The sequence below is a fragment of the Streptomyces sp. BI87 genome (assembly GCF_025957665.1).
GTDB classification, from domain to species: domain Bacteria; phylum Actinomycetota; class Actinomycetes; order Streptomycetales; family Streptomycetaceae; genus Streptomyces; species Streptomyces albidoflavus.
In genome coordinates this window covers 948613-973269 of the sequence record NZ_CP110079.1, presented here as the reverse complement: position 1 = coordinate 973269, position 24657 = coordinate 948613, and the positions used below count along the sequence as shown (strand labels likewise).

Genomic DNA, 24657 nt, shown 5'->3' with positions numbered 1-24657 from the left:
GCCTGCCCCGGCGTCAGAAGGGGTGCCAGCGGACCTCGGTGTCGCCGTCGCGGAGCGAGGCGACCCGGCGGCGGAACTCCGCCAGTGCCTTCGGGTTGCCCGGGGCGTGCTGGGAGACCCAGGCGCAGCTGGCCGTCTCGCGGGCGCCGCGCAGCACCGCGCAGCCGTCCCACTCCCGTACGTCCCAGCCGTAGACCGAGGTGAAGCGCCGGTACTCCTCGTCGGGGAGGCCGTACCGGTCGCGGGAGAGGGCCAGGACCACCAGGTCGTGCTCGCGGAAGTCCGAGGAGAAGGTCTCCAGATCGGTGAGGACCGGGCCGTCGGTGCCGATGTGGACGTTGCGCGGCAGGGCGTCGCCGTGGATGGGGCCGGGCGGCAGGTGCGGGACGAGGGCGGCGGCGGCCTTGGCGAAGCCGTCCCGGCGCTCGCGGAGGTAGTCGGCGTCGGCCGGGTCGATCGCGTCGCCCGCCAGGCGCAGCCAGCGCTCGACGCCGCCGAGGAGTTCCCGGCGGGGCAGGCCGAACGGCGGCGGCTCCAGGGCGTGGACCTGGCGGAGCAGGGCCGCGAGGTCGGCGGGGGCGGCCGGGCGGACCGGCTCGGAGAGGCGGCGCCACAGGGTGACGGGGTGGCCGTCGACCAGCAGCGGCTCGGGCTGGACGGCGCGGACGGCCGGGACGCCCTGTTCCTGGAGCCAGACGGCGATGCGCAGTTCGCGGCGGGCGCGTTCCAGGAGTTCGGGGGCGCGGCCCACCTTGGCCACGACGTCGCCGAAGGCGAAGACGGCGTTCTCGCCGAAGGCGAGCAGGGTCGCCTCTTCGGCGGGGGTCGAGAGGCCGGCGGCGGCCAGTACGGATCTGGCCTGGGGCTCGTCCATCGTTCCTCCGTGGGTGTGGTGCGCGGCCAGTCTTTCACCCCGGTGGGGCGGCCGGTCCGGGGACCTGCTGTGCCCCGCCGGGGCGGGCCCGGCGGGGCGCGGCTGAGGGGAGCGGAGGGCGGTCAGACGGCGACCGACTCCTCCATCTCCTCCTCCGTCTCCTCCTGGGCGGCGGACTGGACGGCTGCCGACCGGCGCCCCCGGCGTTCGTGTGCGGCCGCCGCCAGCAGGGCGACGGCGCCCACGGCCAGCCAGACGACGAGGGTCCAGAGGTGGCCGGCCAGGCCGCGGCTGTCGAAGTAGAGGACGGAGCGCAGGCCCTCGACGAAACCGGCGCCGTTCCAGAAGGCGTGCAGCGAGCCGAAGAAGCCGTTCTGGAGGTGGGGCAGGAAGAGGCCGCCGGAGCTGGTGAAGTTCAGCATCACGAAGAGCACCATCATCGCGAGGGTGGTCCAGCGCTTGAGGAAGGTGTGCAGCCCGGTGCCGATGGCGAGGATGCCGGCCGCGTAGAGCCAGCTCAGGCCCCAGACCGCCCAGAGGCTGTGGTGGGCCAGGTGGAAGACGGGGCCGGCGAGGGCGGTGCCGATGAGGCTGACGACCAGGGAGACGCCGACGACCAGCAGAGCCCGCAGCCGCATCGGCAGGGCGCCGCCCGCGCCGCCGACCACGGCGACCGAGGCGTAGCCGCCGATGCTGACGGCGACCAGGAGGAAGAACAGGCCCTGGCCGGTGGGGTCGTCCTCGACCGGGGCGGCCACGTCGGTGACGGTGAGCGGCGCGCCCTGTTCGGCGGCGAGCGGGGTGAAGACCTTCTGGACCGCCAGGGCACTCATGTCGGAGGCGGCCGAGGCGATCAGCAGCTCCGGCCGGTCGGCGTCGGGGACGAAGGCGCCGGACAGCTCCTGGCCCCGCAGCAGCTCCTGGGCCTCGCCACGGTCGGCGACGGTGCGGACGTCGAGGGCGTCCCCGCCCTCGTCCTTCAGGGTCTGGGCGAGCACCTGGGTCTGCGGGCCGGAGCCGACCACCGCCACCGGGACCTGGTGCGGCTCGGGGCTGACGAAGGCGCTGAGGTAGGCGAGGCCCATCCCCAGGCACATCAGCAGCGGGGTGACCAGGTGGAGCAGGACGTGGCGCAGCGCGCCGGAGGAGGCGGAGGCGTGCGCCGCCGGTTCCCTGACTGAAGACATCGGATCGCTCTCCCGCACCGGCGAGGCGCGGGTCCCACGCCGATGGTTGGCTCATACAACTTCTTGATTACTTTGTACCATACAACTACTTTCTCGGAGGAAGAGGTGAAGCCGGTGAACCACCGGGACGAGGCGCTGGAGACCATCCAGCGCGAGATGACGGCCTTCGCCCGTCGCGCCCGCGCGGCCGCCGCGCACCTGCACCCGGAGCTGTCGCTCGTCTCGTACACCCTGCTCAGCCATCTGGAGACCCGGCAGGGGATGCGCGCCACCGACCTCGCCGCCCACTACCTGCTCGACAAGTCGACGATCAGCCGGCAGATCGGGGCGCTGGAGCGCTCCGGGCTGATCGAGCGGCGTACGGCCGAGGGCGACCACCGCGTCCATGTGCTCCATCTCACCGCGCGCGGCAAACAGGCCCTCGACGAGGCCACCGAGGTGCGCCGCGCCGCCTACCGGGAACGCCTGGGGGACTGGGACGAGGCCGATCTCGACCGGTTCGCCGGCTACCTGCTCCGCTACAACGGCGCCGACGGGAACTGACCGGGCGCCCGCCCGGGGGACCCGGGGCGCGGTTTCCTCCTCGCCGGGAAGGGCACGCGCACTGCGGACCGGCCGCACGCCTCGCGCTTCCCCCTCCCCCCCGGCCGGAGCGCGGGCGGCGGTACGGTCATGCCCCCGTCCCCGTCCCGCCTCAGGCATCCGGAGTCATGGAGAACGTACTGCGACCGCTGATCGTCGTGGGCGGTGCACTCGCCCTCACCCTGCTGCTCGGCTGGCTCGCCGACCTGCTGCTGAGGAGGGCCAACGCCCGTCACCCGGAGACCCCGCTCTGGGGCCTGCTGCGCCGGTGCCGGCCGCCGCTTCAGGTGGTGCTGCTCACCGCGATCCTGCGCGGCGCCTACCGGCAGACCGAGCTGGACATCATCCAGGACCACGAGGCGGGCATCGGACAGGTGCTCTCCCTCGTCCTGATCGCCTCCACCGCCTGGCTGGTGCTGCGCGCCGCGGCCGCCGCCGTCGAGTCGACGTACGCGCGGTACGCCTCGATGTCCGCGGACCGGGCGCGGGTGCGGCGGGTGCGGACCCAGGTCACGCTCATCATGCGGATCGTCACCGCCGTGGTCTGCGTGGTCGCGGGCGCGGCGATGCTGCTGACCTTCCCCGAACTGCGCGCGGTGGGCACCTCGATGCTCGCCTCGGCGGGCATCATCGGCATCGTCGCCGGTGTCGCCGCCCAGTCCACCCTCGGCAACCTCTTCGCCGGGTTCCAGATCGCCTTCGGCGACATGGTGCGGCTCGGCGACACCGTGGTGGTCGACGGGGAGTGGGGCGTCATCGACGAGGTCACCCTCACCGTGGTCGCGGTCCGCACCTGGGACGAGCGGCGTATCACCATGCCCGTCTCCTACTTCACCAGCCAGCCCTTCGAGAACTGGTCGCGCGGCGGCGTGCAGATGACCGGGTCGGTCTTCCTCCAGCTCGACCACCGGGCCCCGCTCGCCCTGATGCGCAAGAAGACCGAGGAGATCCTGGAGCACTGCGAGGCGTGGGACCGGCGTTCCTGGAGCCTGGCGGTCACCGACTCCACCGCCACCACGATGGAGGTGCGTGTGGTCGTCACCGCCCGGGACGCCGACGACATCTGGACCGCCCGCTGCACGGTGCGCGAACAGCTCCTCGTCTGGCTGGCCGAGGAGCACCCGTACGCCCTGCCCCGCGTCACCACGAGCCCCGCCGACCCGGTCCCGCCCCGGCCCGCCGGCGGCCTCCTCGGCAAGGACGGCACGGCGGCGGCCGACGAGTCCCGCGAACTGCCCGACACCGGGCGGGGCTGACGCCCCCTCTCATTCCCCCGCGCGCCGGGCCCGGTCCCTCGCCGCGTCGAGGAGTTCCAGGGCCTCGGCGGCCGTCCTGCCCGGAGCCCGGTTCCACGGGCCGATGAGGTCGCGCCAGCCCCGGTCGCGCAGCTCGGTCATGAGCCAGGCGGCCGAGCGGTTGGCGGTGTCCAGGCTGCCGTGGCCCAGGCGGTGGGTGGTGAGCAGGGCACCGCACAGACAGCGGGCGCCGCGCAGGTTCCTCATCCGGTACGGACGGTTCTGCCACCCCCACTCGACCAGGACGCGGCGCGCGTACGCCATGTGGACCGAGGGGGGCACCTCGACACGGCCGGCGCGTCGCCAGCCGTACAGGCGGTCGGGCAGGATCGCCCCGACTCTGCCCGGGAGCGGGGCCGCCTCGGCCGGGACCGGTGCGGGCAGGGCGCGGGCGGCCTCGGCGACCAGTTCGGCGACCGGGACGGAGAGCAGGGCGCGCCACTCCTCCTGAGGGGCGGCCGGGTCGGGGCCGGTGGCCTCCGGGGCGGCGGTGGCGGGCCAGGAGGCGACGAGTTCCTGCCAGACGGCGGACTCGTGGAGCCGGGCCGCCTCCTCGTCCAGGGCGTTGGGGGAGGGGGCGTGCGAGAGCGTCATGGGGGTCTCCAGCGACGGGCGGTATCCGGTATGCGTCGTTCGCTGTGCTATGTCGGCTTTCCCGCCCTTCCCCTGTACCGCTACGAGGTGGGTGGCGTCCGTTCGGCGGACGGGCCGCCGGGTCGGCGGCGAAGATTACCGGCCGATCGGGTGGCTTGATCTCGACGTCGCGGCGCGGAGGCGGCCGTGGGATTCCGGCCAGCCGGTGGCCGGTTCAACTGGGGTGCCGCGCTCCGGTCGTGCCGGGCGCGTGCGGCGTATCCACGAGTCGTCACGAGCTCCGACCGCGTGATCACCAAGTCGCCGGAACGCTCGCAGAACCTTCACGTGCGTGGCCCGCATGCCCCCGGAAAGTGGGGGAAGCGACCGCCGGTGCCCGAAGTGTCAGCAGGTCGCGGATTTGTGATTACGAAAACTTGTTGAACAAGTCACAGACTCATGAAGGTCTTGATCTGCGCGCGTCAATCAGACAGTGTTTCGTCCCAGCCCCAGCGATTCGCCAGAATTTCCGGGGCAGTTGGCGTCCGGCCGCATCACGCCCCACCCCCACTGCCGTACTCGGGCGGACGGTGCGCGCCGCTCACCCTCACAACCCCCCACACAGCGCGAGGAGATCCCTCTTCATGGCAACTCACCAGCGTGCTCGCAGGACCAAGCTCACCGCCGCGATAGCCACCACCGCCATGGCGGTCGGTGTGACCGTCTTCGCGAGCCCGTTCGCCGGTGCCGCTCCGGCGCCCGCCGAGGGCAAGGTCTACGGCACCGCCGCCAAGGGCGCCGTATCCGGCAGCTACATCGTCATGCTCGACGAGAAGGCCAGCAAGGCCGAGAAGAAGGGCCTGGCCAAGGAGTACGGCGGCACCTTCAAGCGCAACTACGGCTCGGCCGTCAACGGCTTCTCCACCGCCGGCATGTCGCTGGAGGACGCCAAGCGCCTGGCCGCCGACCCGGCGGTCGAGAAGGTCGTCCAGAACAAGAAGTTCACCATCGACGCGACCCAGACCAACCCGCCCTCCTGGGGCCTGGACCGCATCGACCAGACCGAGACCGCCGGCGACGGCGAGTACACCTACCCCGACGCGGCCGGTGAGGGTGTCACCGCCTACGTCATCGACACCGGCGTCCGCGTGACCCACGAGGACTTCGAGGGTCGCGCCACCTCCGGCTACGACGCGGTGGACGGCGACGACGACGCCGACGACGGCAACGGCCACGGCACCCACGTCGCCGGCACCATCGCCGGCGCCGCCCACGGCGTGGCCAAGAAGGCCGACATCGTCGCCGTCCGTGTCCTGGACGACAACGGCTCGGGCACCACCGAGCAGGTCATCGCCGGCATCGACTGGGTCACCGAGAACCACTCCGGCCCCTCGGTCGCCAACATGAGCCTCGGCGGCGGCGCCGACGAGGCCCTCGACGCGGCGGTCCGCAACTCCATCGCCGCCGGTGTCACCTACGGCGTCGCCGCGGGCAACGAGTCCAGCGACGCCTCGTCCAGCTCGCCCGCCCGCGTCGAGGAAGCCATCACCGTGGCCTCCTCCGACGAGGACGACGCGCAGTCCTCCTTCTCCAACTACGGCGACATCGTCGACATCTACGCCCCGGGCTCCGAGATCACCTCGGCCTGGAACACCGGCGACGACGCCACCAACACCATCTCCGGCACCTCCATGGCCACCCCGCACGTCGTCGGCGCCGCAGCCGTCTACCTCGGGGGCAACCCGGAGGCCACCCCGGAGGAGGTCGCCACCGCGCTCACCGACGGCGCCACCCCGGACGCCATCACCAACCCGAGCGCCGGCACGCCCAACCTGCTCCTCAAGGTCGTCGAGTAACCACGACGCACCCCGCCGACCCGTTCGGCACCGGGTGTCCCGGGCTCCGGCCCGGGGCACCCGCCCCGCAGCTGACGACCGCCGCGCCCACCCCCACGGGGCACGGCGGTCGTTCGCGTCTCCGTTCTCAGCGGGTCAGGGGGCGACGGCGCCCTGTACGCAGTCGCGCAGCAGGGCGCGGCGGCGTCGGTGGACCGCCGGGTCCTCGTCGGCGGTGGCCGCGTAGACCCCGCTCACCGGGGACCAGGCGCAGGACATCGCGATGACCAGGGCCATGAGGTCGAAGGGGTCGCCCTCGCGGACGACCCCGGCCGCCTGGGCCCGCGCGATGGCCTCGGTCTTGACGTCGTTGGCCGGGGCCGAGTGCGCGGTGAGGTAGCCGGCGGGGTTGCGCTCCAGCCGGACCCAGGTGGCGAGCCGCACCAGTTCGGGGGCCTCCAGGTAGGCGTCGTAGAGGCGGACGGCCCAGCCGGCCAGATCCTCGGCGTCGATCGGGACCATCGTGGTGATCCGGTCCAGCGAATCGCTCACGACCGCGTCGAACAGGCCGTCCTTGTTGCCGAAGTACCCGTACAGCTGGGCCTTGTTGGTCTGCGCGGCCTGGATCACGCGCTCCACCCGGGCGCCCGCGACGCCGTGGCGCGCGAACTCCTCCGTGGCCGCGTCGAGGATGCGCCGCCGGGTCGCGGCCCCGCGCTTCGTCGAGGGTTCCGGTGCCATGGCGCCACGCTAACAGACAGACCGGTCTGTTTGCCTGGCGGCCCGTGCCGCCGTACCGTGAGCAGACCGAACAGTCTGTCTGGGGAGCCATTGATGCGTACGACCACCGGCTGGCAGAGCACCGACGGGTCCACCGCCCTGCGCAAGGTCACGGTCGAGCGGCGGGAGCTGCGCACCGACGACATCGCCGTCAGGGTCGACCACTGCGGGGTCTGCCACTCCGACCTGCACGCCCTCCACGGGCTCGGGGAGGGGACGCTGATCCCCGGGCACGAGTTCACCGGCACCGTCGTCGCCACGGGACCGGACGCCGGGCGGTTCGCCGTCGGCGACCGGGTGGCCGTCGGCAACATCGTGGACTCCTGCGGCAGTTGTCCCCTGTGCGCCCGGGGACAGGAGAACTACTGCGAGGCGTTCCCGACGCTGACGTACGGAGGCACCGACCGCGTCGACGGGACGCCGACCCAGGGCGCCTACACCCGCGAGTACGTCCTGCGCGAGGCTTTCGCCCACCGCCTCCCCGACAGCCTCGACCCGGCCGCCGCCGCCCCGCTGATGTGCGCGGGCGTCACCGTGTGGGAGCCGCTGCGCGCCGCCGGGATCGGGCCCGGCAGCCGGGTCGCGGTGGCGGGGCTCGGCGGACTCGGGCACCTGGCGGTGAAGTTCGCGGTCGCGTTCGGCGCCGAGGTCACCGTGTTGAGCCGTACGACGGCCAAGGCCGGCGACGCCCGTGCCCTGGGCGCCGCCGGCCTGCCGCCCACTACCGACGAGCGGCGGACGGCCGAGGCGCGCGGCCGGTTCGACCTGATCGTCGACACCATCTCGGTGCCGCACGACGTCGCACCCCTGCTGGAGCTGCTCACACTGGACGGCACGCTCAGCCTCGTCGGTCACCTCGGCGAGGTCCAGGTGAACGTCCTGGACCTGTGCGTCGGCCGCAAGAAGCTGACCTCGGCGGGGTCGGGCGGGCTGCCCGCCACCGCCGAGATGCTGGAGTTCTGCGCCGAGCACGGGATCACCGCGGAGGTCGAGGTGCTGCCGTCGGCCCGGGTCGGAGAGGCGCTGGAGAGGCTGGAGCGCGGCGACGTCCGGTACCGCTTCGTCCTGGACATGTCCGACCTCGACGGGTGAGCCGACCGGCTCAGCGGGGCAGGACCGCCTCCACGGCCGCGGCGATCTCCTCGGCCTCGGGCTCGGTCTGCGGCGCGAAGCGCGCGGCGACCGTGCCGTCCGGGGCGATGAGGAACTTCTCGAAGTTCCAGCGGATGTCGCCGGTGTGGCCCTCGGCGTCGGCCGTCCCCACCAGACCGGTGTAGAGCGCGTGCCGGTCCGCGCCGTTGACGTCGGTCTTCTGGGTCATCGGGAAGCTCGTGCCGTACGTGGCCGAGCAGAAGGTGGCGATCTCCTCGGCGGTGCCGGGCTCCTGCCCCATGAACTGGTTGCACGGCACGCCGAGCACGGTGAACCCGCGTGCCGCGTACCGCTGGTGCAGCTTCTCCAGCCCCGCGTACTGCGGCGTCAGGCCGCACCGGGACGCCACGTTGACGACCAGCACCGCCGAACCCCGGTACTGGGCCAGGTCGGCGGAACCGCCGGTGAGGGCGTCGATCTCGACGTCGAGGACGGACATGTCGCTCCTAGGGGAGTAGAGGTACGGGTGCCAACGGGGCCGACGATACCCGCGGCCCGGTCGCGTCCCCGGCCCTCTGCTACGGACGCCGCCGCGCCCGCAGCACGGTGTCGTGGGTGTGGCCGGTGCCCGCGGGCGGCGGGGTGGTGCGCGGGCGCGTCTCGTCGACCAGGACCGTCCACTCCTCGCCGAGGAGGGCGGCCACTTCCGCGGGCTGGTAGAAGTCGTGCGGGGTGTACTCCTGCTCCAGGTGGTCCGCCAGGTCGGCCAGGTCGTGGCCGGTGAAGAGGAGGGTGCCGCCGGGGGCTACCGCCTCCAGCAGGCCGTGGAGCGCGGTGTGGTCCCCGGTGCGGGGGAGCGGGAAGTAGTGGGCGCTGACCAGGTCGTAGGTGCGGGGCGCCGGGGGTGTGCGGGTGATGTCGGCGGCCGTCCAGGTCACCTGGTCCGCCAGCTCGGGGGCGGCCTCGGCCGCCCGGCGCAGGGCGGTCGGGGCGATGTCCACGGCGGTGACCCGCCAGCCGTGGCGGGCCAGCCAGTGGGCGTCGGCGCCCTCGCCGCAGCCCAGGTCCAGGGCGTGGCCCGGGGTGAGCTGCGCGACCTCCGTCACCAGGACGGCGTTGGGGGCGCCGCTGAAGAGCTGGTCCGTGCTGCGGTACTTCTCGTCCCAGTACTGGGCGTCCATGGGGCTCCCTCCGCGGGGCGGCCTCGGTGACCGCCGGGGGTGCCAACCTGCGTCGGGTGCCCAGGGCGGGGCCAGTTTCTTTGCCGAACCGGCAAGGTGGCCTCAAGCGCCGGCCGGGCTGAATCGGCCTCAAACGCCGGCCGGGCTGGAGTTGTGCCGGTCCGGCTCAGAGTGCCGCTTCAAGATGGCCTCAAACGCCGGCCGGGCTCAGAAAGTGGCCTCAAACGCCGGCCGGGCTCAGAAAGTGGCCTCAAACGCCGGCCGGGCTGAGGGGGAGCGGGCTGAGGTTCAAGGCCGTGGGGAACCGGTGCCTGGTGTCGGAGATCAGCTGAAACTCAGCCTGGCCGGCGTTTGAGGCCATCAGTAACCGGTGTGTGGGGCCGGAGATCAGCCGAAACTTAGCCCGGCCGGCGCTTGAGGCCACCGAGCCCGGTCGGCGCTTGAGGCCACCGAGCCCGGCAGGCGCTTGAGGCCCCGGCAGGGAGAGATCAGGCCGCCACCAGCCGCGCCCCCGCCCCGGCCTCGCGGTAGCGCCGCAGCACCAGCCGAGCGACCTCGGGCGCAGCCCCCAGCACGGGTGCGAGGACATCCGCTCCGGCGGCCCCCGCCGCGATCCGGTCCGGCAGCCGCCCGGGCGCCAGCACGTAGGGCGCGACCACCACCCGACGCGCGCCCCCGGCGCGCATCGCGGCGACCGCGTCCTCGGTCCGGGGACGCCCGGGACCGCAGGCGGAGGCGAACGCAGGCCGCACGGCGCACCAACCGGTACGCCGCCACTCCCGCGCGATGTCTGCGATCACTGCGATCGCCTCCGGGTCGGAAGAGCCCGCCGAGGCCAGGACGACCCCGGTCGAGCCACGCTGCCCCAGCTCCACCCCGGCCTCGCCGAGCCGCCGCTCCAGCGCCGCCACCAGCAGCGGTGACGGGCCGAGCACCCCGGCCTGCCGCACGCGCAGCAGCGGCAGCCGGGCCGCGCTCCCGCGCAGGACGGCGGGCAGGTCGGCCTTGGCATGGAAGGCCCGGGTCAGCAGGAGCGGCAGCGCCACCACGTCCCGTACCCCTTCGGCGTACAGCCGTTCCAGTACGGCGGGCACCGTCTCCGCGTCGAAGTCGAGGAAGGCGGCCTCGACCCGCAGGCCGGGGGCGAGCCCGCGGACCCGCTCGACGAGGGCGTGCACCGTGGCGGCGTGCCGGGGGTCCCGGCTGCCGTGGGCGACCACCAGCAGGACGGGCGCGGCGGGCGCGGGGGAGGGAAGGGTGCGGTGGCGCATGGTCAGCTCCGGGCGAGCAGCCCGCGGTTGCGCAGTACCCAGCGCTCCAGCGGGCTGAAGATCAGCAGGTCGATGGCGATGCCGACGACGAGGATGAGCAGGATGGCGAGGAAGACCATGGACATGCTGCTCGCGACGCGGCCGTTCTCCAGGAGCTGGCCGAGGCCGATGCCGAGCTCCGGGGAGGAGGCGATGATCTCGGCGGCCATCAGCGACCGCCAGGAGAACGCCCACCCCTGCTTCAGCCCCGCCAGGTAGCCCGGGAGGGCGGCCGGCATCACGATGTGCCAGGTGCCGCGCAGCCCGGTCGCGCCGAGGGTGCGTCCGGCCCGCAGGTAGAGCGGGGGCACCTGGTCGACGCCGGAGACGAGACCGTTGGCGATGGAGGGGACGGCGCCCAGCAGGATCACCGCGAACATCATCTGGTCGTTGAGGCCCAGCCAGATCACCGCGGGCGGCACCCAGGCCACCGAGGGCAGCGACTGGAGGCCGGAGAGGATCGGCCCGATCGCGGCACGGACGAACTTCACCCGCGCCACCAGCAGCCCGAGCGGCGTGCCGATGGCCAGCGCGAAGAGGAAGCCGAGCAGGCCGCGCGAGACGCTGGTCCAGATGTAGCCGAGCAGCGTCCCCTGGTACCACGCTTCGGTGACCTCGGCCCAGACGGCGCCGGGCGAGGGCAGCTTGTACTCCTCGGTGACCTGCGCCCAGACCAGGACCTGCCAGACGACCAGGACCAGGGCGACCGCGACCAGCGGCGGCAGCACCTTGCGGAGGAAGGTGTCGCGCAGCGAGGTGCGGCGGGTGGGGACCGCGTCCAGGGCGTCGAGTCCCGCCTCCAGGCCGGCCAGGTCCTCGGAGGGCTTCTTCGGCTCGCGGGGCGCCTCCTCGGCGGCGTCGCGGGTCTCAGTGCTGGCCATGGCGGCGGATCTCCCCACGCAGTTCCTCGGTGATCTCGACGGACAGCTCCGCGACGGCCGCGTCCTCGATGCGGCGCGGCTGCGGGATGTCCACCGTCCACTGCCGGGCCACCCGGCCGGGACGGGACGACAGCAGCACGACGCGCTCGGCGAGCCGGACCGCCTCGCGGACGTTGTGCGTGACGAACAGGACGGAGAGCTTCCGGCCGTCGGGGTCGTCGTTCGCGGCGTGCCAGACCCGGGTCAGCTCGTCGTGGAGCACGTCGCGGGTGATGGCGTCGAGGGCGGCGAACGGCTCGTCCATCAGCAGCAGCCGGCTGTCCTGGGCCAGCGCCCGGGCCAGCGCCACCCGCTGGCGCATGCCGCCGGACAGCTCGTGCACCCGCTTGCCGTGGGCGCCCGCCAGCCGTACCCGCTCCAGGAGTTCCTCGGCGCGCGGACGGCGCTCCGGCTTGGGGACGCCGCGCAGCTTCAGCGCCAGCTCGATGTTCTTGCCCGCCGTCAGCCAGGGGAAGAGGGCGTGCTCCTGGAACATCAGCGCCGGGCGGCCCGGCGTCTCGATGGTGCCGGCGCTCGGCGCGTCCAGCCCGGCGACGAGGTTGAGCAGCGTGGACTTGCCGCACCCGGAGGCGCCGAGCAGGGTGACGAACTCGCCCGGCGCCACGTCCAGGGTGATGTCGTCGAGGACGAGCTGGTCCCCGGCCGGGCCGGGGAAGGACTTGGAGACGTGGGCGATGCGGGCGGCGGGGGACGGCGCGGCGCCGGCGGACGTACCGTCTGCGGGGCCTGCCTCGGTGACCGTGGTGGTCATGGGAGTCACCTCCGGGAAGGGGCCCGTCCGCCCGGGGTGGGCGGACGGACGGGCTGCGGTCGGGGGTACCGGGCGGGGCGGGTTACTTGACGCCGAGTCCGGCGTCGTCCACCGCGGGCGCGCCCTCGGCCTTGAGGACCTTGTTCAGCGGCCGCAGGTCGTAGATGCCGCCCAGGTCGGGCTGCTCCAGGAGACCGGCGTCGACCGCGTGCTCGGCCTGCGAGTCGAGGGTGGCGGCCAGCGGGTCGTCGGTGATCTGGATGGACTTCCACGCCGGGTCGAGGACCTCGGCGGGCAGCGGCTTGCCGGTGAGGGTCTTCAGCGCGTCGTTGGCGGACGCCTTCGCCTCCTCCGGGTTGTCGTTGATCCACTGGTTGGTCTTCACCGACCCGCGCAGGACCGCCTCGACGGCGTCCGGGTGCTCCTCGAGGAACTTCTGCGAGACGATGATGTTGGTGATCACGAACTTCTTGTCCGGCCACAGGTCGGCCTCGTCCAGCAGCACCTTCGCGCCGTCGGCGACCAGCTTGGAGGCGGTCGGCTCGGGGACCCACGCGCCGTCCAGCGAACCGGACTTGTAGGCGTCCGGGGTGATCTTGTTGTCGGTACGGACCACCGACACGTCGCCCTTGCCGGACTGCGCGTCGACCTTCCACCCCTGCTCGGAGATCCAGTGCAGGAAGGCCACGTCCTGGGTGTTGCCCAGCTGCGGGGTGGCGATCTTCTTGCCCTTGAGGTCCTTGACCGTCTTGATCTTGTCGGGGTCGACGACCAGCTTGACGCCGCCGGAGGCGGAGCCGCTGATGATGCGCAGGCTGTCGCCCTTCGACTTGACGTAGCCGTTGACCGACGGGGAGGGGCCGATGAAGCCGATGTCGATGGAGCCCGAGTTGAGCGCCTCGATCTCGGAGGGCCCGGCGTTGAAGGTGGAGGGGACCAGTTCGGCGCCGCCCAGCTCCTTCTCGATGAGGCCCTTCTCGACGCCGACCAGCGCGGTGGCGTGGGTCAGGTTCGGGAAGTAGCCGATCTTCACCTGGTCGGTGGAGAGCTTGCTGCCGCCCGCGGCCTTCTCGGGCTTCTTGTCGGCGGCGGCGTCCGAACCGTAGCCGCAGGACGCGAGGGCGCCGACGAGCAGCGGCAGGGCCGCGACGGCGGCCAGGGCGCGGGTACGGGTACGGAACGGGGGACGGCTGGCAGGCACGGGAGGTGTCCTCTCGCAGGCCCGGCGCTTCTCAGGGACCCCGTCGTCGGGGCGGCCGGGCAGTCGGCGGTCTTCGGTGGAGCGGGTGGGGGGTGTGGGCGCGCGAGCGGTGCGCGTACGTCAGCGCGCACATCGCGCGACCCCGCCCTGCCCGCTACCGAGCGCCCCGCTGCCGACCCGGCCGCCCTCCTTCGCGAACGTCCCGTAGACGTCGGCGAAGTGGCCGGAGTGGGCGTGCCGGGCGCGGTCCGCGTCCGGAGCGGTGCTGCCGTCCGTCGTCATCTCAGAAGTCCCAGCCCTTGTCGTCGGCCTCGGGGGCCGGCTCGGTGGCGGCCGCGCTGTCGGCGAAGGCGTCGCCGGCCATCCCGGCGGTGAGCGTCGTCCCGTCCGCCGGGTCGATCAGCAGGAACGATCCGGTACGCCGGGAGAGCGCGTAGGCGTCCAGCGCCAGCGGTTCGGCGGTGCGCAGCCGCACCCGGCCGATGTCGTTGGCCTCCAGCCGCCCGGGCTCGGGGTGCTGCGAGAGGTCGTCCAGGGTGAGCCGGGAGGGGATGGCCTCCACGATCGCCTTGACCGTGCGGGTGGTGTGCTTGAGCAGCACCCGGTGGCCCACGGCGAGCGGCGTGTCCGCCACGTGGCAGACGGTCGCCGTGACCTCGCGGGTCAGCTCCGGTGCCTCGGCCACCGGCGCGATGAGGTCGCCGCGCGAGACGTCCACGTCGTCGGTGAGGCGGACCGTCACCGACTGCGGCGCCCAGGCGATGTCGGTCGGCTCCCCGAGCGCGTCGATCGCCGCGACGGTGCTGGTCCGCCCGGACGGCAGCACCACCACCTCCTCGCCGACCCGCAGCGCGCCCGAGGCGATCTGCCCCGCGTAGCCCCGGTAGTCGGGGTGCTCGGCGCTCTGCGGCCGGATCACGTACTGCACCGGGAAGCGCGGGGCGCAGGCGGTGAGGTCGTGGCTGACCGGAACGGTCTCCAGGTGCTCCAGCACGGTCGGCCCGGCGTACCAGTCCATCCGCGCCGAGGGCTCCACCACGTTGTCCCCGGCCAGCGCCGAGATCGGGATGGTGGTCACCTCGGGCACGCCCAGCGAGGTGGCGTACGCGGTGAACTCCTCGGCGATGGCGGCGTAGACGGGCTCGGCGTAGTCGACGAGGTCCATCTTGTTGACGGCGAGGACGACGTGCGGGACGCGCAGGAGGGCGGCGACGGCGGCGTGGCGGCGGGTCTGTTCGACGACGCCGTTGCGGGCGTCGACCAGGACGACGGCGAGTTCGGCGGTGGAGGCGCCGGTGACCATGTTGCGGGTGTACTGCACGTGGCCGGGGGTGTCGGCGAGGATGAAGCGGCGCCGGGGGGTGGCGAAGTAGCGGTAGGCCACGTCGATGGTGATGCCCTGCTCGCGTTCGGCGCGCAGGCCGTCGGTGAGCAGCGCCAGGTCGGGGCCCTCGTGGCCGCGGCTGAGGGAGGCGGCCTCGACGGCTTCGAGCTGGTCGGTGAGGACCGACTTGGAGTCGTGCAGGAGGCGCCCGACCAGGGTGGACTTGCCGTCGTCGACGGAGCCGGCGGTGGCGAACCGCAGCAGCGTGGTGGCCGAGAGTTGCTCGGCGGTGGTGGTGGCGGTGGTGGTGGTCACGGTTAGAAGTACCCCTCCCGTTTACGGTCCTCCATGGCGGCCTCGGAGAGCTTGTCGTCGGCGCGGGTGGCGCCGCGTTCGGTGAGGCGGGAGGCGGCGATCTCGGTGATGACGGCGTCGAGTGTGGTGGCGTCGGAGTCGACGGCGCCGGTGCAGGACATGTCGCCGACGGTGCGGTAGCGCACCAGGCGGGTCTCGACCGGCTCGTCCTCGTGCGGGCCGCCCCACTCGCCGGCCGTCAGCCACATGCCGCTGCGGCGGAACACCGGCCGCCGGTGGGCGAAGTAGATCTGCGGCAGCGCGATCGACTCGCGGGCGATGTACTGCCACACGTCCAGCTCGGTCCAGTTGGAGAGCGGGAAGACGCGGACGTGCTCGCCGGGGGCGTGGCGGCCGTTGTAGAGCTGCCACAGCTCGGGGCGCTGGCGGCGGGGGTCCCACTGCGAGAACGCGTCCCGCAGCGAGAAGACCCGCTCCTTGGCACGCGCCTTCTCCTCGTCACGCCGCCCGCCGCCGAAGACCGCGTCGAAACGCTGCTCGCGGATGGCGTCGGTCAGCGGCACGGTCTGGAGCGGGTTGCGCGTCCCGTCCGGGCGTTCGCGCAGGTCACCCCGGTCGATGTACTCCTGCACCGAGGCCACGTGCAGCCGCAGCCCGTGCTCGGCCACCGTACGGTCCCGGTACTCCAGCACCTCGGGGAAGTTGTGCCCGGTGTCCACGTGCAGCAGCGAGAACGGCACCGGCGCCGGCGCGAACGCCTTGAGCGCCAGGTGCAGCATGACGATGGAGTCCTTGCCGCCCGAGAAGAGGATCACGGGACGCTCGAACTCACCCGCCACCTCCCGGAAGATGTGCACGGCCTCCGACTCGAGCGCGTCCAGGTGGCTCAGCGCGTACGGGGTCTCGGGGCCCGTGGCCCGCGCGGAGGAAGCGACGGTGGTCATGCGCTGCGCCTTTCGTCGTCGGAGCCGGCCGGCTGTGCGGGGGTGAGGAGGCCAAGACCGGCCAGCAGGGTCCGCAGGGTCTCGGCCGACTCGGCGACCGTCGAGCCGTGGGTCTCGATCCGCAGGTCCGGGGCCTCGGGCACCTCGTAGGGGTCGTCCACCCCGGTCAGGCCGCTGATCTCGCCCGCCGCCTGACGCGCGTACAGGCCCTTCACGTCACGCTCGGCGCAGACCTCCACCGGGGTGGCGACGTGCACCTCCAGGTACGGGGTGCCGTTCTTGGCGTGCCGCTCGCGGACGGCCGCGCGGCTGTCGGCGTACGGCGCGATGACCGGGACCAGCACGGTCACACCGTGCGAGGCGAGGAGTTCGGCGACGAAGCCGATGCGCTGGACGTTGGTGTCCCGGTCGGCGCGGTCGAAGCCGAGACCGGCCGAGAGGAAGGTGCGGATCTCGTCGCCGTCGAGCACCTCGGTGCGGTGGCCGTCGGCGGCGAGCAGGGCCGCCACTTCCCGGGCGAGGGTGGTCTTGCCGGCGCTCGGCAGACCGGTGAGCCAGACGGTGGCTCCCGTCACGTTCTTCTCCTGCCTCTGCGGATGGTGCTGCGGGGGATGGATCTGCGAGGTCGCCGCCCCGGTGGGCGGTGCGTCGGTGGTGGTCATGGCTCAGCCGTGCAGCCCGCACTCGGTCTTGCCGGTGCCCGCCCAGCGGCCGGCCCGGGCGTCCTCCCCGGCCGCCACCCGGCGGGTGCAGGGGGCGCAGCCGACGGAGGCGTAGCCGTCGGTGAGCAGCGGGTTGGTGAGCACGCCGTACCGGGCGACGTAGGCGTCCACGTCGTCCTGGGTCCAGCGGGCGATGGGGGAGACCTTGACCTTGCGGCGGCGGGCGTCCCAGCCGACGACCGGGGTGTTCGCGCGGGTCGGCGACTCGTCGCGGCGCAGTCCGGTCGCCCAGGCGGCGTAACCGGACAGGCCCTCCTCCAGCGGCTTGACCTTGCGCAGGGCGCAGCACAGGTCGGGGTCGCGGTCGTGGAGCTTCGGGCCGTACTCGGCGTCCTGCTCGGCGACGCTCTGACGCGGGGTCAGCGTCAGTACGTTGACGTCGAGAACGGCCTCGACGGCGTCGCGGGTGCCGATGGTCTCCGGGAAGTGGTAGCCGGTGTCGAGGAAGACCACGTCGACGCCGGGCCGTACCCGGGAGGCGAGGTGGGCGACGACCGCGTCCTCCATCGAGGAGGTGACGCAGAACCGCTCACCGAAGGTGTCGGCGGCCCAGCGCACGATCTCCAGCGCGGGCGCCTCCTCCAGTTCGGAGCCGGCGCGTTCGGCCAGTGCCCGCAGCTCCTCCTCGCCGGCGTCGGCGGCGGCCGGTTCGGTGCGTGTCCCGCTCATATCGCCTCGCCCTCTCCGTCCGGGGTGCGGGCCACTCCACGGGTGAGCAGGCCCAGGAACTTCAGCTGGAACGCGCGGTTGCAGGCGGCGCACTCCCAGGCGCCGTGGCCCTGCTCACCGGGGCGCAGGTCCTCGTCGCCGCAGTAGGGGCAGTGGAAGGGGGCGGCACGCTCGCTCACGACAGGGCCTCCTCGTCGGCACGGGCGGCCCAGGTCGCGAACCGCTCGCCGTCCTCGCGCTCCTCCTGGAAGCGCTTGAGCACCCGCTCGACGTAGTCGGGGAGTTCGTCGGCGGTGACCTTCAGCCCGCGCACCTTGCGGCCGAACCCGGCCTCCAGGCCGAGCGCCCCGCCGAGGTGCACCTGGAACCCCTCGACCTGCGTACCGTCCGGGCCCGTCATGAGCTGGCCCTTGAGGCCGATGTCGGCGACCTGGATGCGGGCGCAGGCGTTGGGGCAGCCGTTCAGGTTGATGGTGATCGGCTCGTCGAACTCCGGGATGCGGCGCTCCAGTTCGTCGATGAGCGCGGCGCCGCGCGCCTTGGTCTCGACGATCGCCAGCTTGCAGAACTCGATGCCGGTGCAGGCCATCGTGCCGCGCCGGAAGGGCGAGGGGGTGGTGGTCAGGCCGAGCGCCTCCAGGCCGGCGCTGAGCGGGGCGACCTGGTCCTCCGCCACGTCGAGCACGATCATCTTCTGCTCGACGGTGGTGCGCAGCCGGCCGGAGCCGTGTGCCTCGGCCAGCTCCGCGATCTTGGTGAGGGTGGTGCCGTCGACGCGGCCGACGCGCGGGGCGAAGCCGACGTAGAAGCGGCCGTCCTGCTGCCGGTGGACGCCGATGTGGTCGCGCCAGCGGGCCACCGGCTGGTCGGGGGCGGGGCCGTCGGCGAGCTTGCGGCCGAGGTAGTCGTCCTCCAGGACCTGACGGAACTTCTCGGTGCCCCAGTCGGCGAGGAGGAACTTCAGGCGGGCGCGGGTGCGCAGCCGGCGGTAGCCGTGGTCGCGGAAGATCGAGATGACGCCCTCGTAGACCTCGGGCACCTCCTCCAGCGGGACCCAGGCGCCGAGGCGCTGGCCGATCTTGGGGTTGGTGGAGAGGCCGCCGCCGACCCAGAGGTCGAAACCGGGGCCGTGCTCCGGATGGCGGACGCCGACGAAGGAGACGTCGTTGATCTCGTGGGCGACGTCCAGCAGCGGCGAGCCGGAGATCGCCGACTTGAACTTGCGCGGCAGGTTGGAGAATTCCGGGTTGCCGATGACGCGGCGCTGGATCTCGTCGATGGCCCAGGAGCCGTCGATGATCTCGTCCTCGGCGATCCCGGCGACCGGCGAGCCGAGGATGACGCGCGGGGTGTCGCCGCACGCCTCGGTCGTCGACAGGCCGACGGCCTCCAGCCGGTTCCAGATCTCGGGGACGTCCTCGATCCTGATCCAGTGGTACTGGATGTTCTGCCGGTCGGTGATGTCGGCGGTGCCCCGGGCGAACTCCTCGGAGATCTCGCCGATCACCCGCAGCTGCTGGGTCGTCAGGCGGCCGCCGTCGACGCGGACCCGGAGCATGAAGTACTCGTCGTCCAGCTCCTCCGGCTCCAGCACGGCGGTCTTGCCGCCGTCGATGCCGGGGCGGCGCTGGGTGTACAGACCCCACCAGCGCATGCGGCCGCGCAGGTCGTTGGGGTCGATGGAGTCGAAACCACGCTTGGAGTAGATCGTCTCAACGCGTGTCCGCACATTGAGACCGTCGTCATCCTTCTTGAACTGTTCGTTGCCGTTGAGCGGGGTGAAGTGACCCACGGCCCACTGACCCTCACCACGGTGACGGCCCGCCTTGCGGCGCGGCGTGGCGGCAGCGGGATTCTGCGGGGTTGCGGCCATGGATGGTACGTCCTTCGGGACAGCAGGAAGCGGCTCTGACCTGGGCATACGTGCGAGCGGGCAGGCGTGCGCGACGTGGTGCGGGCCGGGCGGGGAAAGAGAGGAAGGGCGGTGCTGCGAGAACTAGCAGCCGACCCGACAGATGGCGCTGGACATGCGGCCGAGATCGACGTGCCGCCGACTCACCAAGGCAATTCCAGCTGTAGACATGACGGAAGCGTGGCACGGCGCTCTTGCGGCAGTCCACCATAATCCAACATGCGGACACCCTTGTCCCGCATCATGGGACAAGGGTGTCGGTGAGGGGGCGCGGCGGTCGTCGCCCCCACGGAACGAACAAGATGATTTACGGACATAGCGGCCAGGGTCGTCCGGACGGACCGCCCCTGACGGCAGATCAGCTCCCGGCGGCCGGCCGCCCGGGCTCCTCGCTCCCGTACGGCAGCGGGCCGGCGCCCGGCCACGGACCCGGCGTCGCCACCTCGTCCTCCTCGGCGGTCTCCGTCCGGTAGAGCCGGAAACCCCGCCGCAGGTAGTTGTCCATCGCGTGCGGCCCGTCCTTGCTGCACGTGTGCAGCCACACCCGCCTGGTCGGCGTGAACCCCTCCCGCCGCTCACCGAGGTCCCAGGCGCGTGCCACCGCCTCCGACAGCAGCGGCCCGCCGATCCCGCGCCCCCGGAAGGCCGGGATCAGCCCGAAGTAGACGATCTCCACCGAACCGTCCGGGCCCGCCTCCAGCTCGGCATACCCGGCGGGCGTCCCCCGGTCGTACGCCACCCAGGTCTCCACCTCGGGCCGGCAGACCGCCCGCTCCCACTCGGCCCAGGTCAGCGCCAGCCGGTCGGTCCAGCGGATGTCCTGGCCGACGGAGGCGTAGAGGAAGCGGCTGAACTCCGGGGAGGGGGTCTCGGCCCGCATGATCAGCGGGCCCTCGCCGTCCGGGGCGGCCGCGCGGGCGCGGGCCGGGGTCGCGGGGCGCAGGTCCGCGGGCGAGGTCTGCTCCAGGTACCAGGTGGTCACGGTGATGCTCATGCGGCCAGGCAACCACGTCCCCGACCCCGCTCAGCGGCGGGGGGCCGTCCCCGCGCGGGCCCGGGCCACCGCCGGGGCCTGCGAGTGCGGCAGCAGCGCCGACCGGTCCTCGGGCAGCACCACCTCCACGCCGGCGCCCTCCCGGAAGCGGTACGGGCGGTGCTCCAGCAGCTCGCCGAGGTAGCGGCGCATCCGCGACAGCTCGGCCCGGACCGTCACCCGGCGCCCGGCGTCCCCGAAGACCGCCTCGGCCAGCGCGCCCGCCGAACACCCCGTCTCCTCGCCCGCCAGCAGGAACAGCAACTCGGCGTGGCGCGGCGAGAGGTCGTGCGTCCACGAGCCGACCTCACCCGCCACCGTCAGCGAGGGCCGGCCCGGCTCGGAGAGGTCAAGCCGCAGCCGGGCCACCCCCGCGTGCGGGCGCAGGGCCGGGCGCAGGAGCCAGCCGCCGGGCAGCGGTTCGGCCGAGCAGAGGCCGAGGGGGCCGAGCCGGACCGGGCCCGCGCTCAGCGTGCGGGGCAGCGGCAGCCGGTCCACCGGTGCCATGCCGGTGACCGCCGCGACCCAGCCCTCCTCGTCCACGGCCACCGCCCGGCCGCCGATACGGGCCAGCAGGGGCGCCGCGACCGACCGAAGCCGGTCGAGGCCGCGCAGATGGCGGGCGCGCAGCTCCGCCTCGGCCAGCTTCGCCACCGACTCCACCAGCTTCAGCATCGCCGGATGCAGGGTCTCCAGCAGACCGCTCACGTCGACCACGCCCAGCAGGCGGCCGTCGCGCGGGTCGGTGATCGGCGCGCCCGAACACGTCCACCGGTGATGGGCGCGGACGAAGTGCTCGGCCGAGAAGACCTGCACCGGGCGGCGGGCCACCAGGGGCGTGCCGAGGCCGTTGGTGCCCGAGGTCGCCTCGCGCCAGTCGGTCCCCGGGGCCAGCCCTATCGCGTCCGCCTGACGCAGCACCGACGGATGGCCCTCGCGCCACAGCACGACGCCGTCCGCGTCGCAGACGACCATGATGTGCTGCGCCGACTCCGCCACCGAGACGAGGCCGTCCCGCAGCAGCGGCAGGACCTCGGTCAGGTGCGAGCGCTGGCGGCGTTCGGCCAGTTCGGCCGGGCTGAGCGGGCGGGGGCGGACCGCGCGCTCCGGGTCGACGCCCCGGCGCAGCATCCGCTCCCAGGAGGCGCCTATCTCCGGGCGGGGCGGGACGGCCGGGGGCTTGCCGGAGAGCGCTGCCGCGTGCGCCTCGGCCATCAGCCTCGCCGCGCGGCCCACGTCCCGGCCGGCGAGGCGGCCTAGGTCGATGGCTGCCTGGGTCACGGTGTGTCTCCTCGATCGTCGCCCGGGGGTGCGCTCCCGCGCGGGGGATGCGGGGTGCGGGGTGCGCTCCGCGCGGGGGTGTGCCGGGTGTGCTGGGGACATCGTGCCTGGGAGCGGGGGTGTGGGGGTGGAGTTTGCCGATCGGGCTGCAACCCTTTGCAACTCTCGTGCGAGGTGGGGTGGGGGTTGAAGCTTGGGGGGTGGTTTCGCCTTCGGCTCTGGCCGAGGGGGTGGCTGCTTGGGGGTGGTGCCGTGTCGGCGCGGCATCACCCCCCTTTTTGTCCTCAGGCGCCGGACGGGCTTGGGGTGTCCTCGGGCTGTGGACGGCTGGGGTGGGGTGTCCTCAAGCGCCGGACGGGCTGGAAAAGTGTCCTCAAACGCCGGACGGGCTGGAAAGACGGGCTGGAAAAGTGTCCTCAAGTGCCGGACGGGCTGATTCTGGTGGGCTTGAGTCGTTCTTCAGTGTTCCGCGAGTGGTCCGCCCGTACTGAGTGCTCTGCCAGTGGTCCGCCCGTGCTCCGTGAAATGCGGACGGGGGGGGAGTCAGGGTGTGATGCCGAGGGTGTTGGTGAGTTCCGTGATGGTGTGTTCCGGTGGCTTGCCTGCGGTGTCCAGGGTGAGGTGGGGGCGGTCCCAGGGGTCGTAGGCGCGTTGGGTGATGTCCTGCCAGGTGGGCAGGGGGAGGCCGGGGATGTCGACGGTCCGGGTGGTTGCCCGGTGTTCGTGTTCCGCCGGGTCGGAGCAGAGGAGTTCGACCTCGTGGAACTGGGCGTCGGTGCGCCTGGCCACTGCCGCCCAGGCGTCCGGGGTCGCCTTCCTGGAGTTGACGCACTCGGCGAAGACGCACTGGCCCTGCCTGAGGAGATCCTCAGCCAGGGCGAACGCGACGCCGTAACCCAGCCCGTGGGAGACGGAGTGACGCAGAGCGTCGGTGTCCGTACCGCGCTCGGCGAAGGCGTAGAGCGACTGCCGGATGGTGTCGATCCTAGATGGCTGGCGCCGAAGCGCCGCGCGACGGCTCTGCCCACGGTCGACTTCCCCGTGGCCGGAAGTCCTCCGATCACGACCAGTACGGGCCGGTCCGGGGTGGTTCGGTCTGCCGCATCGTCTGGTCCTTCCGGGGGTCGGTCAGTGTGGGGTGGCGGAGGTGATCAGGGTGCGGGCCAAGGCCGTGGCCTCGGTGAGGGTGTCGAGGGGGAGGGGCTGGGTGGCGAGGGCGCCCTCGTGGAGGAGGAGGAGCCGGCGGGCCAGGGGAGTGGGGGCGGGGCAGTCCGCGGCGGCGGCCAGGGTTTCGAAGAGGTCGAGGAGCCAGAGTTTCTGGGCGGTGGCGATGCGGTGGGCCGGGTGTGCGGGGTCCGGGAGTTCGGCGAGGGCGTTGATGAAGGCGCAGCCGCGGGTGTTCGTCGTGCTCCAGGTGGCCAGGGCCTCGAAGGGGGCGAGGACGGCATCGCGCGGGGTGGCGGAGGCGTCCACCGTGGCCTGGACGAGGGAGCGCCAGCGCCGGTCGCGTTCGGTCAGGTAGACCGCGACCAGGTGGTCCTTCGAGCCGAACTGGTTGTACAGGGTCCGCTTGGTGACGCCCGAGTGCTCGGCGATCAGGTCCACGCCGACGCCGGTGATCCCCCGCTCGTAGAACAGTTCCTCGGCCCGTTCGGCGATGCGCCGTCCGGCCGCGGTCAGGGGCCGGGTCTCCGTCGCGTCCACCTCGCCTCCTTCACTGATCGGTGTACGGTGGGGGAAGTTCACCGATCAGTATACCTGCGAGGAGGTCATGGCCATGGCTCCGCCCGAGTTCATGCGAGCGGTACGGATCACCGAGCACGGGGGGCCGGAGGTCCTCGAACGGGCCGAGGTGCCCGTACCGGTCCCGGCGGCCGGGGACGTCCTGGTCGCGGTGGCCGCGGTCGCCCTGAACAACACCGACCTGTGGACCCGCGAGGGGGCGTACGGCCGCCCCGGGGACCCGGCGGCCCGGTCGGGCTGGCGCGGTCCGCTCGACTTCCCGCGCATCCAGGGCGCCGACGTGGCCGGCCGCGTCGTGGCGGTCGGCCCGGGCGTCGACGCCGGTCTGGTGGGGCGCCGGGTGGTGATCGACCCCGCGCTCTACGACGGCCCGGGGCCGGACGCCAACCCGGTCGGCCTGATGGGCAGCGAACGGGACGGCGGCTATGCCGAGTACGTCACCGCCCCCGCGCACCAGGTGCACGACATGACGGACTCCCCGCTCACCGACGAGCAGCTCGCGACCCTGCCGACCGCCTACGGCACGGCGCTCGGCATGATCGAGCGAGGCCGGCTGGGAGAGGGGGAGACCGTCCTCGTCTCCGGGGCCTCCGGGGGCGTCGGCGTCGCCCTCGTGCAACTCGCGCGAGCACGCGGCGCCCAGGTCGTCGCCCTCAGCAGCGGCAGCAAGATCGACGCGGTGCGCGAGGCGGGCGCCCACCACGTGCTCGACCGAGCGGGGGAGGTGGCCGAACAGGTCCGCGCCGCCGCCCCCGAGGGCATCGACGTCGGCCTCGACGTCGCCGCCGGCCAACTGCTGGGCGACGGGCTGCCGCTCCTGCGTGAAGGGGGCCGCTGGGTGGTCGCGGGCGCGCTCGCCGGGTACGAGGTCGCCTTCGACGTACGCCGCCTCTACCTCCACAACGCGCAGGTCATCGGCTCGGCCATGCACACGCCCCGCCACTTCGCCCTGCTCATGGACCTGGCCCGCCGGGGAGACTTCCGCCCGCTGGTCGCCGCCGCATTCCCCCTCGACCGGGCAGCCGAGGCCCAGCAGGAGCTGGCCCGCAGGCGCCACGTGGGGAAGCTCGTGCTGCGGCCCTGACCGGGGGCGGACGCGGGGCCGGTCTCCG

At 73.1% G+C, this 24657-nt stretch carries 27 protein-coding genes; 5 read left to right on the top strand and 22 right to left on the bottom strand.

Annotation, left to right across the window (positions count from 1 at the left end; all coding sequences use genetic code 11):
• Window positions 1-13: 13 nt before the first annotated feature.
• On the bottom strand, window positions 14-874 hold the full coding sequence (locus tag OIM89_RS04170) for an aminoglycoside phosphotransferase family protein (protein ID WP_151167744.1): 861 nt from the start codon (window positions 872-874) through the stop codon (window positions 14-16).
• A 122-nt stretch (window positions 875-996) separates the two neighbouring features.
• A complete protein-coding gene (locus OIM89_RS04165) occupies window positions 997-2061 on the bottom strand; it encodes a hypothetical protein (protein ID WP_151167742.1) in 1065 nt (354 codons plus the stop codon).
• A 114-nt stretch (window positions 2062-2175) separates the two neighbouring features.
• On the opposite strand from OIM89_RS04165, the gene OIM89_RS04160 reads away from it, so the two are divergent.
• Both OIM89_RS04160 and OIM89_RS04155 read left to right on the top strand, forming a co-directional pair.
• Entirely contained in the window at window positions 2176-2604 is a 429-nt protein-coding gene (locus tag OIM89_RS04160; RefSeq protein ID WP_030699427.1) for a MarR family winged helix-turn-helix transcriptional regulator, read from the top strand.
• 167 nt (window positions 2605-2771) lie between these two features.
• Window positions 2772-3899 (top strand): mechanosensitive ion channel family protein, encoded by a 1128-nt coding sequence (locus OIM89_RS04155; protein ID WP_264491003.1) that lies wholly within the window; start codon window positions 2772-2774, stop codon window positions 3897-3899.
• A gap of 9 nt (window positions 3900-3908) precedes the next feature.
• On the opposite strand, the gene OIM89_RS04150 is transcribed toward OIM89_RS04155, so the two are convergent.
• Window positions 3909-4532 (bottom strand): hypothetical protein, encoded by a 624-nt coding sequence (locus OIM89_RS04150; RefSeq protein ID WP_264491002.1) that lies wholly within the window; start codon window positions 4530-4532, stop codon window positions 3909-3911.
• 623 nt (window positions 4533-5155) lie between these two features.
• Between OIM89_RS04150 and OIM89_RS04145 the strand changes: the two genes are divergently transcribed.
• Window positions 5156-6367, top strand: coding sequence for a S8 family peptidase (locus OIM89_RS04145; RefSeq protein ID WP_264491001.1), 1212 nt, complete (start codon window positions 5156-5158; stop codon window positions 6365-6367).
• A gap of 135 nt (window positions 6368-6502) precedes the next feature.
• Here OIM89_RS04145 and OIM89_RS04140 read toward each other — a convergent pair whose 3' ends face one another.
• Window positions 6503-7087, bottom strand: coding sequence for a TetR/AcrR family transcriptional regulator (locus OIM89_RS04140; protein ID WP_030699431.1), 585 nt, complete (start codon window positions 7085-7087; stop codon window positions 6503-6505).
• A 93-nt stretch (window positions 7088-7180) separates the two neighbouring features.
• Here OIM89_RS04140 and OIM89_RS04135 point away from each other — a divergent pair, with 93 nt between their 5' ends.
• A complete protein-coding gene (locus OIM89_RS04135) occupies window positions 7181-8218 on the top strand; it encodes an NAD(P)-dependent alcohol dehydrogenase (RefSeq protein WP_264491000.1) in 1038 nt (345 codons plus the stop codon).
• Between the two features lie 10 nt (window positions 8219-8228).
• Here OIM89_RS04135 and OIM89_RS04130 read toward each other — a convergent pair whose 3' ends face one another.
• The 18 genes from OIM89_RS04130 to OIM89_RS04050 all read right to left on the bottom strand — a co-directional run bounded on the left by OIM89_RS04130 (window position 8229) and on the right by OIM89_RS04050 (window position 23506).
• Window positions 8229-8717 carry a glutathione peroxidase gene (locus tag OIM89_RS04130; RefSeq protein ID WP_030699433.1) on the bottom strand — a complete coding sequence of 163 codons (489 nt, stop codon included), beginning with the start codon at window positions 8715-8717 and terminating at the stop codon, window positions 8229-8231.
• Window positions 8718-8796: 79 nt separating this feature from the next.
• On the bottom strand, window positions 8797-9399 hold the full coding sequence (locus OIM89_RS04125; RefSeq protein WP_030699434.1) for a class I SAM-dependent methyltransferase: 603 nt from the start codon (window positions 9397-9399) through the stop codon (window positions 8797-8799).
• A gap of 488 nt (window positions 9400-9887) precedes the next feature.
• Window positions 9888-10670 (bottom strand): sirohydrochlorin chelatase, encoded by a 783-nt coding sequence (locus OIM89_RS04120; protein ID WP_047464161.1) that lies wholly within the window; start codon window positions 10668-10670, stop codon window positions 9888-9890.
• Between the two features lie 2 nt (window positions 10671-10672).
• Entirely contained in the window at window positions 10673-11590 is a 918-nt protein-coding gene (locus tag OIM89_RS04115; RefSeq protein ID WP_030699436.1) for an ABC transporter permease, read from the bottom strand.
• Window positions 11577-12401, bottom strand: a complete 825-nt coding sequence (locus OIM89_RS04110) for an ABC transporter ATP-binding protein (protein ID WP_003951625.1) — start codon at window positions 12399-12401, stop codon at window positions 11577-11579. Before OIM89_RS04110 ends, OIM89_RS04115 begins: the two co-directional genes overlap by 14 nt.
• Window positions 12402-12483: 82 nt before the next feature.
• A complete protein-coding gene (locus OIM89_RS04105) occupies window positions 12484-13602 on the bottom strand; it encodes an ABC transporter substrate-binding protein (RefSeq protein WP_030699437.1) in 1119 nt (372 codons plus the stop codon).
• A gap of 120 nt (window positions 13603-13722) precedes the next feature.
• Entirely contained in the window at window positions 13723-13884 is a 162-nt protein-coding gene (locus OIM89_RS04100) for a hypothetical protein (protein ID WP_030699438.1), read from the bottom strand.
• 1 nt (window position 13885) lies between these two features.
• The gene (locus OIM89_RS04095; protein WP_264490999.1) at window positions 13886-15241 is read right to left on the bottom strand and encodes a sulfate adenylyltransferase subunit 1; all 1356 of its coding nucleotides are present in this window, start codon (window positions 15239-15241) and stop codon (window positions 13886-13888) included.
• Window positions 15242-15243: 2 nt separating this feature from the next.
• Window positions 15244-16185, bottom strand: a complete 942-nt coding sequence (gene cysD, locus OIM89_RS04090) for a sulfate adenylyltransferase subunit CysD (RefSeq protein WP_117348766.1) — start codon at window positions 16183-16185, stop codon at window positions 15244-15246.
• Window positions 16182-16847, bottom strand: a complete 666-nt coding sequence (gene cysC, locus OIM89_RS04085) for an adenylyl-sulfate kinase (protein ID WP_030700207.1) — start codon at window positions 16845-16847, stop codon at window positions 16182-16184. The genes cysD and cysC overlap by 4 nt, the downstream gene beginning before the upstream one ends.
• 3 nt (window positions 16848-16850) lie before the next feature.
• Window positions 16851-17576 carry a phosphoadenylyl-sulfate reductase gene (locus tag OIM89_RS04080; protein ID WP_030700206.1) on the bottom strand — a complete coding sequence of 242 codons (726 nt, stop codon included), beginning with the start codon at window positions 17574-17576 and terminating at the stop codon, window positions 16851-16853.
• Complete coding sequence (locus OIM89_RS04075; RefSeq protein WP_030700205.1) at window positions 17573-17755, bottom strand: hypothetical protein; 183 nt, start codon at window positions 17753-17755, stop codon at window positions 17573-17575. Before OIM89_RS04075 ends, OIM89_RS04080 begins: the two co-directional genes overlap by 4 nt.
• Window positions 17752-19449 (bottom strand): nitrite/sulfite reductase, encoded by a 1698-nt coding sequence (locus OIM89_RS04070; protein ID WP_264490998.1) that lies wholly within the window; start codon window positions 19447-19449, stop codon window positions 17752-17754. The genes OIM89_RS04075 and OIM89_RS04070 overlap by 4 nt, the downstream gene beginning before the upstream one ends.
• A gap of 123 nt (window positions 19450-19572) precedes the next feature.
• Window positions 19573-19659: a putative leader peptide gene (locus tag OIM89_RS29970; protein WP_354830035.1), complete on the bottom strand. Its 87-nt coding sequence runs from the start codon at window positions 19657-19659 to the stop codon at window positions 19573-19575.
• Window positions 19660-19846: 187 nt separating this feature from the next.
• Window positions 19847-20482, bottom strand: a complete 636-nt coding sequence (locus OIM89_RS04065) for a GNAT family N-acetyltransferase (protein ID WP_264490997.1) — start codon at window positions 20480-20482, stop codon at window positions 19847-19849.
• A gap of 30 nt (window positions 20483-20512) precedes the next feature.
• Window positions 20513-21802 (bottom strand): GAF domain-containing protein, encoded by a 1290-nt coding sequence (locus OIM89_RS04060; protein ID WP_238469424.1) that lies wholly within the window; start codon window positions 21800-21802, stop codon window positions 20513-20515.
• 543 nt (window positions 21803-22345) lie between these two features.
• A complete protein-coding gene (locus OIM89_RS04055; protein ID WP_247860026.1) occupies window positions 22346-22591 on the bottom strand; it encodes a hypothetical protein in 246 nt (81 codons plus the stop codon).
• Between the two features lie 339 nt (window positions 22592-22930).
• A complete protein-coding gene (locus OIM89_RS04050; RefSeq protein ID WP_030700135.1) occupies window positions 22931-23506 on the bottom strand; it encodes a TetR/AcrR family transcriptional regulator in 576 nt (191 codons plus the stop codon).
• A gap of 73 nt (window positions 23507-23579) precedes the next feature.
• Between OIM89_RS04050 and OIM89_RS04045 the strand changes: the two genes are divergently transcribed.
• Window positions 23580-24629 carry a zinc-binding dehydrogenase gene (locus OIM89_RS04045; RefSeq protein ID WP_030700136.1) on the top strand — a complete coding sequence of 350 codons (1050 nt, stop codon included), beginning with the start codon at window positions 23580-23582 and terminating at the stop codon, window positions 24627-24629.
• Window positions 24630-24657 lie beyond the last annotated feature (28 nt).